Source organism: Streptococcus oralis (assembly GCF_023109195.1).
Lineage (GTDB): Bacteria > Bacillota > Bacilli > Lactobacillales > Streptococcaceae > Streptococcus > Streptococcus oralis_BV.
In genome coordinates this window covers 46,192-61,934 of the sequence record NZ_JALDUB010000006.1, presented here as the reverse complement: position 1 = coordinate 61,934, position 15,743 = coordinate 46,192, and the positions used below count along the sequence as shown (strand labels likewise).

Genomic DNA, 15,743 nt, shown 5'->3' with positions numbered 1-15,743 from the left:
ACTTATATTCAAATGAAACGAATTGCTGTCGGAACCTTTGAAAATACCTATGTAAATACTGTGAACAAAGTTGCTTATGCTTCAAATACAGTTCGCACGACAACGCCAGAACCTAAGAAACCAGAGGAGCCAACAACTCCTACTCCAAATCCAAAAGGGAATCCTACTCTACCTCAAACAGGTACAAATGATTCAAGCTACATGCCATATCTTGGTCTAGCAGCTTTAGTAGGAGTTTTAGGACTTGGTCAGTTGAAACGTAAAGAAGATTAAAGCAACTAAGCTCTGAATTTAAATAGAAAAGAGGAACTCTGTTTCCTCTTTTTTGTACCCCTAAATTAAAAACGCTTCCTATTGATTTTCACTCATAAAATCAACTAATTTATGTTAAAATGGTAGTAGAAAGTTGAGATTATGAGTTATTTTAAAAAATATAAATTTGATAAGTCACAGTTCAAGCTTGGTATGCGAACCTTCAAAACAGGGATTGCCGTATTTATAGTTCTCTTGATTTTTGGTTTTTTTGGCTGGAAGGGGCTTCAAATCGGAGCATTGACAGCAGTCTTCAGTTTACGAGAGAGCTTTGATAAGAGCGTCCATTTTGGAACTTCGCGTATCTTAGGAAATAGTATTGGCGGTTTTTACGCCCTTGTCTTTTTCCTCTTAAACACTTTATTTCATGGAGCCTTTTGGGTAACTTTACTAGTTGTTCCGATTTGCACCATGTTAACCATTATGACAAATGTCGCCATGAACAACAAGGCAGGAGTTATCGGTGGTGTAGCGGCTATGTTGATCATTACCCTATCAATACCGAGCGGAGAAACATTTTTGTACGTGTTTGCACGTGTATTTGAAACATTTATGGGAGTTTTTGTCGCAATCCTTGTAAATTATGATATTGAGCAACTGAAACTCTTTTGGGAGAAAAAAAGAAAATAATGTTACATTTTATGACATTATTCGTTGACGTATGTCTTTTTTTAGACTATAATAGACAGGAAGAAGGAAATTGTAAATGAAGGAAAGAGAATTTCGCCGAAATATGGCTGTTTTTCCTATCGGCAGTGTTATGAAATTGACCGATCTCTCAGCGCGTCAGATTCGTTATTATGAAGATCAAGAGTTGATCAAACCTGATCGAAACGAAGGGAACCGTCGCATGTATTCGTTGAATGACATGGATCGTCTGCTTGAAATCAAAGATTATATCTCTGAAGGTCATAATATTGCTGCGATTAAGAAAAAATATGCTGAACGCGAGGCGAAGTCCAAGAAAGCCGTGAGTCAGACGGAAGTGCGTCGCGCACTTCACAATGAACTCCTCCAGCAGGGGCGCTTTGCTTCAGTACGGTCACCCTTTGGTCGCGGTTAGGCAATCGCAAGTAGTCATATATATTAAGGAGAAAACCCATGCCAATCACAGCTGCAGATATTCGTCGTGAAGTCAAGGAAAAAAATGTTACCTTTATTCGTCTCATGTTTTCAGATATCCTGGGGACGATGAAAAACGTCGAAATTCCTGCTACAGATGAACAGTTAGATAAGGTCTTGTCAAATAAAGCCATGTTTGATGGATCTTCTATTGAAGGTTTTGTACGTATTAATGAGTCAGATATGTACTTGTACCCAGACTTGGATACATGGACAGTCTTCCCTTGGGGAGATGAAAATGGAAGTGTTGCAGGTTTGATCTGTGATGTCTATACAACAGAAGGCGAACCCTTTGCAGGTGACCCACGTGGTAATCTGAAGCGTGCACTTCGTCATATGGAAGAAGTAGGATTCAAATCCTTCAACCTTGGTCCAGAGCCAGAATTCTTCCTATTTAAGTTGGATGAAAATGGCGACCCAACACTTGAAGTGAATGACAAGGGTGGCTACTTTGATTTGGCGCCTACTGACCTTGCGGACAATACACGTCGTGAAATCGTGAATGTCTTGACCAAAATGGGATTTGAAGTAGAAGCGAGTCACCACGAGGTTGCGGTTGGACAACATGAAATTGACTTCAAGTATGATGAAGTCCTTCGTGCCTGTGACAAGATTCAAATCTTTAAGCTCGTAGTAAAAACCATTGCTCGTAAACACGGTTTGTACGCAACCTTTATGGCAAAACCAAAATTTGGTATTGCTGGATCAGGTATGCACTGTAATATGTCCTTGTTTGATGCAGAAGGAAACAATGCCTTCTTTGATCCAAATGATCCAAAAGGAATGCAGTTGTCTGAAACGGCCTACCATTTCCTTGGCGGTTTGATCAAGCATGCTTACAACTATACTGCTATCATGAACCCAACAGTTAACTCATACAAACGTTTGGTTCCAGGTTATGAAGCACCTGTTTACATTGCTTGGGCTGGTCGTAACCGTTCGCCACTTGTGCGCGTGCCGGCTTCACGTGGTATGGGAACTCGTCTTGAGTTGCGTTCAGTGGACCCAATGGCAAACCCATACATCGCTATGGCGGTTCTTTTGGAAGTTGGTTTGCATGGTATTGAAAACAAAATCGAAGCACCAGCTCCTATCGAAGAAAATATCTACATCATGACAGCAGAAGAGCGTAAGGAAGCTGGAATCACTGATCTTCCATCAACTCTTCACAACGCTTTGAAAGCTTTGACTGAGGATGACGTGGTCAAGGCAGCCCTAGGTGAACACATCTACACTAGCTTCCTTGAAGCGAAACGTATCGAGTGGGCCAGCTATGCAACCTTTGTTTCACAATGGGAAGTTGATAATTATCTTGATTTGTATTAAGAACATAAAAAAGATTATCTAATTGGATAATCTTTTTTATTTTTGCAAATTTTTAAATGGATTTTGTTGCTATTTTTAGTATAGTTATTATATAGAAAAATAGGAAATAAGAAAAAGTTGATTATGCATTAAAAAGAAATAATATTCTGAAAATACTTAGAAAATAACATACGAGCATTTTCATTATACCTATTTAATGCTTTAGTATAGCAGGGTTTGCAAGGGAAAGAAAAAAGTTTACATTTTGACAACATATTTCTTGAAATACTAATTAGTAAATGATAAAATGTTTTTTGGAATGGATGAGTTTCGGAGAGTTTATAAATTATTTACTATATTATTTACTCAAGTTCTACTCGCCATATTTCATTAAAAAGGAAAGGAGATTCTATGCAAAAAGATAAGTGGTGGCTTCCGTTTTTAGCAGTGGGAGTCATCATTGGATTGTCGGTGGGTTTGATTTATTATACTAGACCCGCTAAGGACGGAGAAGTAGGGACTTCATCAGTTTCGCAATCAACTTCAAGTGCTGAGAACAATACTGCCTTGAGTCTAAAAGGTCAACAACTTTCAGAATTTAAAATGACTTCTCAAGACGGTAAATTGGTTGCCAGTTCAGAGCTGTATGATAAACCTATGTTAATTGTCGAATGGGCTAGTTGGTGTCCTCATTGTCAGAAACAACTACCCATTGTTCAGCAGATGTATGAAAAGTATGGTGAACAGATCAATTTTGTTTTACTGAATATGAACGAACCTGGTAAAGAAACAAAGGAGAGTGCTGATCGATACATTAAGGAAAAAGGATACACTTTCCCTTATTACTATGACGAAGATCAATCAGCGGCAGATCTATTACAGGTTCAGACCATACCAAGTATGTATTTTGTAACCAAAAAGCAAGAAGTAAAAAATGTATTGGTTAATCATTCCGATGCGGAAAGCTTTTCTAAAGAGTTGCAAACACTACTCAACTAACATATATCTACTATAGAAAAGGGGGAAGAAGAAATCACAATAGGATTTCAGAAATAGCAATGAGAGATTTCATTAAAAAGGTCTCCATATTGTTTATCATTTTATTTTTATCTGTTCCATTAGCCTTAATGGGACAGCTGCTTGGTAGTGCTGCAGCAAATGAAGGCGGTAGTGCTATTGAAGTAGGTGGAAATACAAAGATAACACAAAATGGATGTTCCCGTAAAATTGAAAAAACAGAGAAGATTGCTTGGTCAGTTCCAAGACAGCCTATTGACCTTGTTATCTTGCAGGATGCGAGTGGATCGTTTAGTAAAACAATTCCAAATGTTAAGAATGCTTTGAAACGATTGACAACGTATGTCAATGCAGAAGACTATGATGAGAAAAATCCTCACTTGGTTAAAACGAACGAAGAAAAAACAACAGACCGAGTATTTGTTGCCTCATATCAGGGGTTGGATCAAGTTCGTTACTTTAACAGCGACGATTTTACAGGTCAGCCTAATGTATACACCGATCCGGATACAACAGGGAAACACTATACCTATGGGAATAGTGGTTTAACTAGCAATCAACAAACAATTCATGGCTTTATTGATAATATTGCTGTTGAAGGTGGTACCCCAACTGTTCCTGCGATTGATGATACGATTGCAGCATACAACAGAGTTAAAGGGAATATGGAAAACGGTCGTAAGACAGTCTTTCTTTTAATTACTGATGGTATTGCAAATGGTTATCGTCCTCAAGGAAGTAACAATGTCGTTATGGACAAGAGCTGGACTCGTAATTCAGCCCTCCAACGTGCTTGGGGAGTCGATAGCTATCCTGAAGCATCACAGGATATTGTGGGTCGTGCAAATGAACTTAAAGCGGCGGGAGATAAACTGAAAGCGACTGTAGGAGATAAGGGCTCGGTTGTTATTGGTTTCTGGGAACGTGTAGAAGGATTTACTGAGAAGTATTACCAATACGGAGATGCCTATCTAAACGGATTTGGAAATGCACTAAATATTGGTGATAATCGTTCTGTCCAAACTATTTTCCATGAAGCTTTGCAATCAATGGCTTCTCCAGATAAGGAAGTGAATGGTAAGAATACTTCCTTCTATGTTAATGAACAAAGTGACATTACTAGATTTTCAAATCGAATTTTGGAATCTGTAATGGCGGCCTTAATCAAGGAAGATATCACTGGTGAGTTTGATATTACACCAGGTTACAAAGTTGATGCCATCCGTATCAATGGTAAGAAAATTGTGTCGGAAGTCAAAGACTCGACAAAAGAAGTTCGTGGTAAAATTACACAAAACGGAGATAAAGTTACTATCTCTGTACCAGAGAGTGTCTTTAACCCAGGTGACAATAAATTTGACTACGATTTGAGCAAGGAAGCTCACGCTGAACAAGTTGATGAGGATGATGAACAAGATCCTCCTGCAGACTATCAGCCTGTTAAAGAGAAAGTTCCAGTTCCTGAATTGACTGGTAAGTTTAAAGTTGGTAACTTTGAAACCCAAACAATCGGTGGACACAAAGAAGAAGTAGAAGTTCAAAAGCTAGAATACTGTTACCCAAGTGCTACTAAGAAAATTGTAGACCAAGATCAAAGCAATGATACTGGTACTATTGAAGATCCGCTTCAATTAACCAAAAAACCATCCTATGCAGCGAACTTGTCTGCCAAAGATGAAACATTTACTTATACAGTAGATTACAACTTCAACAACGCTCCATATGAGTTCAAGAAAAATGTTATGCTGACTGACCCTCTTGACTATCGTTTAGAAGTTGTAGGTCATCATGCTTCTGGACCACAAGGTCAAATCTTGACTCGTGTAGTGAAACAAAATGACGATCTCGGAAACGAACGTGATGTTGTTGTTGCTGATGTACCAAGTGTGAATGGTTATGAATACTTAGTGCTTCAAAAAGCTAAAATGACCATTACCGTTCGCTTGAAGGAGCAATATCGCAATAATCAAGCGAGCAAAGAATTTATGGCCCTTCTTCAGGATAATGATGGTTTCGGTTTGCTGAACCAGGGTAATATCATGTGGAATGGTGAGGATAATAATCCTGATCCAAGTAACCATGCTAAAACAGCTGACAAACCAAGTACAATTCGACGCTCAAACCCAGTCTATGTCAAACCACCAGTCGAGACAGAAGTTACAAAGAAGGTCAATGATAAGGAACATGAAAATCTTAAGAAAGAAGAAGAACTCTTCGAGTACAAGGTGACTGTTCCATGGCCAGGCATTGCAGATACATTCAGCCTTACGGATACAGTTGTTTCAGAGTTGGAAGTTCAGGCAGATAGCTTGAATGTAAAACTTGGTGAAAAAGATAATACTGAGTTGAAAACTGCTACAAAAGTTGAAGGTCAAACTGTTTCACTGACTCTTGATAAAACTCAACTTGAAAAAATCTCACGTAAGGTAACGCGTCGTAAAACTAAAGATGTTCAATACCTTGAATTGACCTTCAAGGCTAAGATTCGTCCGGGTGCTGACCTTTCTAAATATAAGGAAGATGGTCAAATTAAAGTACCTAACACGGCAGATGTTGCCTTGAATGATATCAAGAAAACATCGAATAAAGTAACGGTTACCCCACCAAAACCACAAGAACCTTCTATTGATAAGAAGATTAATGAGAACTTGGATAGCTTCCAAACGTTTGATGGGCAACCATACAACTACAACATTACAACAGCAGTACCAAGTGATGTTGCCAATTACAAGAAATTTGTGATTCGTGATACACTGGATGCTAATTTGGAACTTGCAGGCGACGTAAGTATTAAAGGTTCTGCAGCGGCCCTCTTTGATATCCACACCAATGGCCAAGAGATTACGGCAACGGTGAAGGATGGTCAGTTTGGTGAACTTGCAAAATACTCAACTGTTGAACTAGTCATTCCTGCAAAAGTTAAAAATGATGTGACAGGTACAACCATTGAAAACAAGGCTTCTATTTCCTTTACAAATGAGAATAATGTAGAGAAAGAAGTTGAATCGAAACCTGTCACCGTAACGCCACCTCCTGTAACGAAGAAGATCAATGAAACCCTTGATCACTTAGATATCGCGACAGGTCAAGCGTATAACTACAACATTAAGACAAAACTTCCAACAGATATTACAGATTACAAGAAATTTGTGATTACAGATACACTTGAAGGAGATTTGTCAGTTATCAATGAAACTTCAAGCAAACCAGTTATCAAAGGAGCAGCTGCAGCCTTCTTCGATGTAACAGTTGAGGGTCAAACCGTGACTGCAACGATGAAGGACTTTGCGAACGCTACAGCTCTTGCTGGTCAAGAAGTGGAATTGATTATTCCGGCTAAGATCAATGATGGAGTGAGTCGTATCAACATTCCAAATACTGCGAAGTTCAGCTTCACAGATAAGAACGATCATAGCGGAGAAAAAGAAACGAAACCTGTCACCGTAACCCCTCCATCAGAACCAGGTGTTGATAAGAAAATCAACGAAACACTGACAGAGGCAACAATCGGTGCGGAAACCGACTTTACTTATAATATCAAAGCGAAATTGCCAAATGATATTACAACGTACAAGTCTTTCGTTGTAACGGATACCTTGGATGAGAACTTGACTCCAGGTCAAGCTGAAATCAAGGGAGCGGCAGCGAAATTCTTCGATGTAACAGTTCAAGGTCAAACCGTGACTGCAACGATGAAAGATTTTGCGAATGCGGGTGACTACGGTAACCAAGAAGTAGAACTCGTGATTCATGCCAAAGTGAAGAAAGGCTCAACTGTTCCATCTATTGAGAACAAAGCTAAGATTACTTACACCAACAAGAATGACCAACAAGGTGAGAAAGAAACCAAGCCGGTCACTGTTACACCACCACCAATCACGAAGAAGGTGAATGGTCAGGAACACGCAGATCTTGGTAAGTTATCAGAAATCTTTACTTATACGATTGACTCAACGGTTCCACATGTGGCAGATAGCTTCACCATTTCAGATGATATCGTCAAAGAATTGGCATTTGAAGGAGAAGCAACGGTCACTGTTGATGGCCAAGCTGTTCAAGACCTCACTGTAACAACAGAAGGTCAACGTTTGACGGTCACATTTGGTAAAGAGCAAGTGAAACAATATGCTGGTAAAGCAGTCCAAGTTTCATTTAAGGCTAAGGTGAAGGAAGGCATTACCTTTGATGCACTCTTAGCGGCTTATCCAAATGAATCAAAAGACAAGCCGGTAGTACCAAATACTGCTAGCTACATCATTAATGATAATCCTGATTCTAAGAAAGAATCAAAACCAGTTACCGTTACACCACCACCAACCACTACTCCAGAGCTTAAGAAGGAAGTAAACGGAGCAGAACGTTATGATCTTGCAAAACGTAATGAAGAGTTTACTTATACTTTGAAAACAACAATGCCTGCCAGCGCAACTGTGTTTGAGATGACAGACGAGTTGAAAGAAGTTCTAGAATTTGTTGGTGAGAATGCTTCAGCCACTGTTAAACTTGATGGTGAGGATGCAGGATCGAAGGCGACAGTGACACTTTCTGGTCAAGTCATCAAAGTTGCCTTTACAGAAGCTTCTGTCAAAGCAGATGCAGGTAAGACTATTGAAGTAAACTTCAAGGCTAAAATCAGAGATAATGCCAACTTATCAGCTTATGTGAATAAAGATGGTAAGACAGAGATTCCGAATAAGGCTTCTTACGACATCGATCACAATCCGAAATATCACAAGGATTCGAACGAAGTCCCAGTAACGCCTCCAACACCAGACGAGCCAGAGATCAAGAAGGATGTGAACGGCAAGGCAGAAGAAACCCTCGCAAAACGTGATGAAGTCTTCACATACAACGTGAAAACAACAGTAGCGCAAGATGCGACAGCCTTCTCAGTCACAGATACACTAGTAGACGTTCTTGAATTCGCAGGAACTTCAAGTGCTAAATTGAATGGTCAAGCTCTTGAAGCAAGCCAAATCAAGGTAGAAGGTCAAACCATCACCTTGACCCTTACAGAAGAACAAGTCAAAGCCAATGGCGGTCAAGCAGTTGAATTAACATTCGACGCGAAGATCAAAGCCGGCGCGAACTTGTCTGCTTACCTATCAGAAGATAAGACTGTGAAAGTTCCTAACAAGGCAGCTTACAAGGCAGATCTTCCAAACAAACCAGGCTTTACGAAAGACTCTAATGAAGTCCCAGTAACGCCACCAACACCAGAAGAACCAGAAATCAAGAAAGATGTGAACGGCAAAGAAGCTGAAACTCTTGACAAACGTGACCAAGTCTTCACTTACAATGTGAAAACAACAGTAGCGCAAGATGCGACAGCCTTCTCAGTCACAGATACACTAGTAGACGTTCTTGAATTTGCCGGCACATCAAGTGCTAAATTGAATGGTCAAGCTCTTGAAGCAAGCCAAATCAAGGTAGAAGGTCAAACCATTACCTTGACCCTTACAGAAGAACAAGCTAAAACAAGTGCTGGTCAAGCTGTTGAATTAACTTTCGACGCTAAGATCAAAGCGGGTGCTAACTTGTCTGATTATGTAACAGAAGATAAGTCAATCAAGGTTCCGAACAAGGCAGCTTACAAGGTAGATCTTCCAAACAAACCAGGCTTCACTAAGGATTCCAATGAAGTTCCAGTAACGCCACCGACTCCAGAAGAGCCAGAAATCAAGAAAGATGTCAACACGAAAGCTGAAGAAACACTCGCTGATCGTGATCAAGTCTTCACCTACAACGTGAAAACAAGTGTTCCAACAGATGCGACAGTCTTCAGTGTAAGTGATACACTTGAATCTGTTCTTGATTATGCAGGTTCAGCAAACGCGAGCTTGAATGGTCAAGCGCTTGACGCTAGCCAAATCAAGGTAGAAGGTCAAACCATTACCTTGACACTTACAAAAGAGCAAGTGAAAGCAAATGGTGGTCAAGCAGTTGAATTGAGCTTCACTGCGAAGATTAAAGCGGGAGCTGATTTGACTCCATATCTAACAGATCGTGGATTCACTGTTCCAAATACAGCTTCTTATGACGCGAAGTTCCCACACAAACCAGGGCTACACAAAGATTCGAATAAAGTTCCGGTTATCGTTCCAAAAGAACCAGAACCAGAAATTTCTAAGAAGATTAATCGTACCTTGGACCACTTGGATGTGGAATACGACGCACCATACATGTATAATGTCAATACAACTTTGCCAAAAGATATTGATAAGTACAAAGAGTTCACAGTCACAGATACACTCGAACCGGTCTTGGCAATCGCTGATACGCCAGTAGCCTATGTGGATGGTCGTGATGCAAATGGTGCCCTTGAAACAAGTGTTAAGGGAAATACAGTCACTGTGAAAGTGAAAGATTTCGCTCGATTGAAAGGTTTCAAAGAAATCCAATTGTATATTCCAGCTAAACTCAAAGCGAATAGCGATTTGAAAGCTTATAAGGACCAATTGGTACCAAACAAAGCAACTGTCAACTTCAAGGATGCGAATGGTCAATCTGGCAGCAAGGAAACAAAACCAGTAACGGTGAAACCGCGTGACCCAGAAAAACCAACAGATCCAACACCAGGTGAACCTGCTAAGACAGTTGGGCCAGAAGATGGATCTAAACCTGATAAAGACTACCACTTACCAAACGCTTTAGATACCTTCCGCTTCGATATCACTACACCGGTTCCAACAGATCCAGTAGATGAAAACGGAAATGCTAAGAAGGATCAATATGGTCGTCTTATCAAGACAGACTTGACTAGCTTTACGATCACTGATAAAATCGATTCAGTCTTGAAAGTCAACAAAGACCGTATCGCTCTTAAAGTTGAAAATGCTCAGTTTGACAAGATCAAAGCAACTCTTCAAGCTCAACTTGAACAGTCTGAGAAAGAACTCAAAGCTTTGACAGGCAAGTCAACAGAAGATACTTCAACAGAGACTGGTAAGAAGGAAGAACTCAAGGCAGCGGAAGCTAAAGTAGCTGAATTGAAAGCGAAGTTGGAAGCAGCTAAGGCAGCGCAGCCAGCTAAACCAGCTGAAACTACAACACCAGCTACTCCAGCAACAGCTGCTGAAGAAACAACTCCAGCTACATCTGATTCTTCTGCATCAGAAGATAAGAAACCTGCAACTAGCGAGCCAAGTCAAGATCTTGCAAGCTTGGAAGCAGAGTTGAAAGCAGCTGAAGAAAACTTGGCTAAACTTCAAGCACCAGCTGAAAAAGAATCAGAATTGGCACCAGCTGATAAGAAACAACAACAAGAGAAACTTGAAAATGAAATCAAGAAACTAAAAGAAGCTCAAACCAAGCTTCAAGCAGCTATTGATAAATTGTCTAAAGTTTCAAATGACCGCGGTGAATTAGTAGGTAAAGATTTAGAAGCAATTGCTACTGTTACTTACGATGAAACTAGCAATGTTGTGACTTTTGAAATCAGCGATAAGGATGTTCTTGAAGCCTTGAAGGGAAGTACCGTACGTCTTGTACTTTACACTAACTTCAAAGAAGGAACAGATTTTACAAAATTCACTGGTGGTGTACCAAATACAGCTGAAGTAAGCTTTAACCATAATCCAAAGCCAAAAACTACCAACAAAGTTGTGGTGTTCCCACCAACACCACCAACACCAGAAAAACCACAAACTCCGCCACCAGGTGGAACCGTTCCTCCAGCAGAACCTAAGAAAACATTGCCAAATACAGGTTCTGAAGGATCTTCAATCTTTGGAGTACTTGCAGCCCTAGCTCTAGGACTTGCTGGACTTCTAGTTTGGAAGCGTAAAGCTGAACGTTAGTATCATATAGTAAGAGGAGAGTAGAAAATTTTACTCTTCTCCTTACTGTATATTGAAAGTGTTAAGGAAAGAATAATGAGTAGAAAAAAATTATTAAAGTTAGGAATTTCTATACTTGCTTTAAATGCACTTGGAGTAGCCACTTATCATGTAGCTCCCGACTTGTATCAAATTCCAACAGTGCATGCGGAAGAGACACCAGCGGAAGATGAAGAAATTCCAGATGGCCAAGAGCGAAGTATTGCAAATACTTTCAAAAGAATGCTTGATAGTATAGAATCTTCAATTAAGGATTTTACAAATAGTCCAGATGAGGATAATAAAGAACTCCTAGAGGGTGATGTAGAAGAAGCAAAGAATTTTTTTGAGACTGCAAAGAAGGCAATGAAGAGTCCAGAAGGTCAAAAAAGTTTTGCGGCGCTTGAAGCTCGCTACAATTCTTTAAAAGCTAAGGCTGAGGCACTTCTCACTGGGGGAGATTTAAAAGAAGAACATCAAGAAGTCACAACTACTGAGGAGATTCCTTACCCATCTCGGACAGAAAACAATGCAGACCTCGCTGAAGGTACTCGAAAGGTAAAACAAGCGGGAGAAAAAGGTCAGAAGAAAGTTGTTTGGGATGTTACTTTGGTAAATGGCGTTGAGAAAAAACGTGATAGAAAGAACCAAACAGTAATTAAAGAACCAGTAGAAGAAATCATCGAAGTTGGAACTAAGAAAACAGGTGTTGAAACCAAAGAAACAGTGACTGTGGAGGAAAAAGTTGCTTTCAAAGAAGAAACGAAAGTAGATCCAGCACTGGATAAAGGTCAAACGCGTGTTGAAGAAGGTGAAGAAGGTATCGATGAAGTCACTTATGAAGTGACAAAAGTGGATGGTGTTGAAAAATCTCGTAAAGAAGTTTCACGCAAGACTAAGAAAGTTGCAAAAAACAAGATTACTTATACAGGTTCAAAAACTGTTGTAACGACTAAGGAAGTAACCAAAACTGAAGAAGTTGCCTTCCAGACTCGTGAGGTTGAAAATGCACTCTTAGCCGAAGGTGTTCGCCGAGTGAAAACAGCTGGGCAAAAAGGTGTTCGTACCATTGTTGAAACAGTGACTTACACAGACGGTGTTGAAACAGGCCGCGAGGTGAAATCAAATACAATCACTACTCCAGCAGTAGACGAAGTTGTCGAAATTGGAACTAAGAAAGCAGCGGTTGTAACGACTAAGGAAGAGACCAAGACAGAAGAAGTTGCTTTCCAAACTAAGGAAGTAACAAATCCAAATCTTCCAGAAGGAAGTCGTCAAGTGAAAGCTGTTGGTAAGAAGGGTGTTCGCACCATTGTTTATACAGTGACTTACACAGACGGCGTTGAAACAGGTCGCGAGGTGAAATCAAACACAATCACCACTCCAGCAGTAGATGAAGTTGTCGAAGTTGGAACTAAGAAAGTAGTAGCCCCAGTTGTAACGACTAAGGAAGAAACGAAGACAGAAGAAGTTGCTTTCCAAGTCAAAGAAGTGCAGAACGCAGACCTTCCAGAAGGCAGTCGTCAAGTGAAGATAGCTGGTAAGAAGGGTGTTCGCACCATTGTTTATACAGTGACTTACACAGATGGCGTTGAAACAGGTCGTGTTGAGAAATCAAGCACAATCACCACTCCAGCAGTAGATGAGATTGTCGAAGTTGGAACTAAGAAAGTAACTCCTACAACAACCAACGGTGATAAGAATGATACTGCAACAACAGGGAACCAAGCTGAAAGCACTAAGAAAGAAGAAACTGCAAGCCAAGAACAGAAAGTTCTACCAAGCACAGGTACAGCTTCTACCAGTCTTCTTTCAATGATTGGTTTATTTATCGCTGGTCTAGTAGGCTTTGTCGTTCGTAAGAAAGACTAAGGCTCTCTAATTGTACAAAAGCATCTTTTGTACGAGAAATACTAAAAAGAACCCAGAATTTATTCTTGGGTTCTTTTTTATAAAAAATTAAATATATTAATGTTTATGTGTAGCTTGAGTACGTTATGAAACTCATGGAGTGATAATAGGTTCAACAATAAAACAGCTATTTACATAGTGTAAACGCCTGTTCTGAAATTTTGATATTTTAATTATTCTCACCGAAAATTGACAATCTGGAAATACAAAAAAGTAAATATTTTTTTATATCTGCTTTCAATTTCCCTTTCTTTGTGTTAGAATGAGATGAATATTTCTTTTGAAATGATCAAATAATCATTTTTAGTTTTGGAGGTACATTATGAAATGGAAATATCGCATGAGAATGCCTTTTTCTACTATTTTCAGTAGAAAAAAACAGGCTTTTCTCGGACTAGTCGTTTTACTTTTTTCTATTTTTCTTCTTCCGCTTCAATCTTATGCGGCTTTAGAAGAAATAAAAAATGAAACGGATATCTCAACCTTGGATATTCGTAAGTTTAATTTGAACATCAACAATTTTAGTGTTTTATCTAAATCACAGGCTGTTGATCAGTTTCATTTATCGAATCCCCACTATGAATATCTCTGGGGTGGTGCCTATCCAGGCGAGATGGAGAACTTTACTCTTAAAGTAGATAAAAGTAAAAAGCAGGATCAAGTTTTTGAAAATCCTCTTTCTCTAAAATTCACAAATATTGGGACAGTCAATGGTAAGCAAGTAGATGCTTACTTAAAATTCAATAAGGTAACTCTTCACTATCTAAACACTGCTCAAGCAGAGTCTGAAATGAATAGTACTCAAAAATCTACTGTTGAATTTTTCTCAATTTCTGAATTATGGGAAAGCAGTGCTTTTGAAATTGGTAATGTTCCTTACGTAGATGCGAATCATGATTACATCATGAATAAAGCATTTTGGATTGATGCTGATGTAACAGCCGAGTTGAGTTATGCAGATGGTTCAGAGACAGATTTGAAGTTGGTCATGAAACCAACAGACATCGATGCAATGGATGCAAACAACTTGAAGGAAACCTTCTATATTAAAGATTATCAAAATGATGTTAATCTTCGTTTGATGAACAATGCCAATGTTTTGAAACAGGAGGACCAAGGAGAACGAACTGCTTGGATTGCGACTCAGATTACAAGTGGTAGCTATTCTGAGAACAATATCTCTGGTTTCGCCCTTCGATCGAATAGTAATAGGATGAATTTTGCTTATTCATCAACAGAGGTTGCTTCGGCCGTCTTTGGTCTCTATATTGAAAAAATTGATCCGAGCCCTGTTCTAGAAGTAGATCCTACAGAGATTCCAGCTAAAGAGGGGCAAAATATCACTTATAAAGCAACGTTTAAAGTTCCGGTTCCTGGCAAAGATCTTTTAGCAACGCCTTCATCTATCGAAATGGTTCAGAATTTTGATGAGCGCCTTGATTATCAAGGACTTAAAGTGGAATCAGGTGGAGTGACTCTACAGGAAGGGCGTGATTATACTATTGAAAAGAATGGTCAAACTGTTACTGTTAAAATGACACCTGAATACATAAAAGCGAATTCTTCTGCTGAAATTATTGTAACTTATAATACTACTACAAACAAAAAAGTGGAAGAAAAGGGACCTGAAAAAATTAACAACACTGTAACCTTGCATGTTGATAACTTATCAGCTCCTTCTAATCAGGTGAGCACTGCTCTTCTTTACGAAAAACACCATGAATTTGTCAGTGGAACTCCAGGTAAAGAGTTGCCACAAGAAGTGAAAGATTTGCTTCCAGCAACAGAAAAGAATTTACCTAATGGCAGTCAAGTAACGCCAACACAACCAAGTCAAACGGAAGTTAAGACAACGGAAGGTACATGGAGCTTCAAGTCCTATGACAAGGCATCAGAAACTATCAATGGAGCGGATGCCCACTTTATCGGCACTTGGGAATTCACCCCAGCGCCAACCTATAAGGCAACTCACGAGTTTGTCAGCGGAACTCCAGGTAAAGAACTTCCACAAGAAGTGAAAACCCTACTTCCAGCAGATCAAACAGACTTGAAAGATGGCAGTCAAGCAACGCCAACACAACCAAGTCAAACAGAAGTTAAGACAACTGAAGGTACTTGGAGCTTTAAGTCCTATGACAAGGCATCAGAAACTATCAATGGAGCAGACGCACACTTCGTAGGCACTTGGGAATTCACCCCAGCACCAACTTACAAGGCAACACACGAATTTGTCAGCGGAACGCCAGGAAAAGAACTTCC

General features: G+C 39.6%; 8 protein-coding genes. All 8 read left to right on the top strand.

Features of this window, described 5'->3' with window-relative positions; genetic code table 11:
- Nucleotides 1-273, top strand: a 273-nt coding sequence (locus tag M1F65_RS09635; RefSeq protein ID WP_247925901.1) for an LPXTG cell wall anchor domain-containing protein, incomplete at its 5' end; no start/stop codon positions are given.
- A gap of 141 nt (nucleotides 274-414) precedes the next feature.
- Entirely contained in the window at nucleotides 415-942 is a 528-nt protein-coding gene (locus M1F65_RS09630; protein ID WP_000119887.1) for an FUSC family protein, read from the top strand.
- A 76-nt stretch (nucleotides 943-1,018) separates the two neighbouring features.
- On the top strand, nucleotides 1,019-1,375 hold the full coding sequence (gene glnR / locus M1F65_RS09625; protein WP_000664333.1) for a transcriptional repressor GlnR: 357 nt from the start codon (nucleotides 1,019-1,021) through the stop codon (nucleotides 1,373-1,375).
- A 38-nt stretch (nucleotides 1,376-1,413) separates the two neighbouring features.
- On the top strand, nucleotides 1,414-2,760 hold the full coding sequence (gene glnA, locus M1F65_RS09620; protein ID WP_001122883.1) for a type I glutamate--ammonia ligase: 1,347 nt from the start codon (nucleotides 1,414-1,416) through the stop codon (nucleotides 2,758-2,760).
- 390 nt (nucleotides 2,761-3,150) lie between these two features.
- Nucleotides 3,151-3,738 carry a TlpA family protein disulfide reductase gene (locus M1F65_RS09615; protein WP_125384834.1) on the top strand — a complete coding sequence of 196 codons (588 nt, stop codon included), beginning with the start codon at nucleotides 3,151-3,153 and terminating at the stop codon, nucleotides 3,736-3,738.
- 59 nt (nucleotides 3,739-3,797) lie between these two features.
- Nucleotides 3,798-11,555, top strand: coding sequence for an isopeptide-forming domain-containing fimbrial protein (locus M1F65_RS09610; protein ID WP_247925900.1), 7,758 nt, complete (start codon nucleotides 3,798-3,800; stop codon nucleotides 11,553-11,555).
- Nucleotides 11,556-11,630: 75 nt separating this feature from the next.
- A complete protein-coding gene (locus tag M1F65_RS09605; protein WP_000087620.1) occupies nucleotides 11,631-13,445 on the top strand; it encodes a G5 domain-containing protein in 1,815 nt (604 codons plus the stop codon).
- 361 nt (nucleotides 13,446-13,806) lie between these two features.
- A partial coding sequence (locus M1F65_RS09600; protein ID WP_247925903.1) for an Sgo0707 family adhesin occupies nucleotides 13,807-15,743 on the top strand: 1,937 nt, incomplete at its 3' end.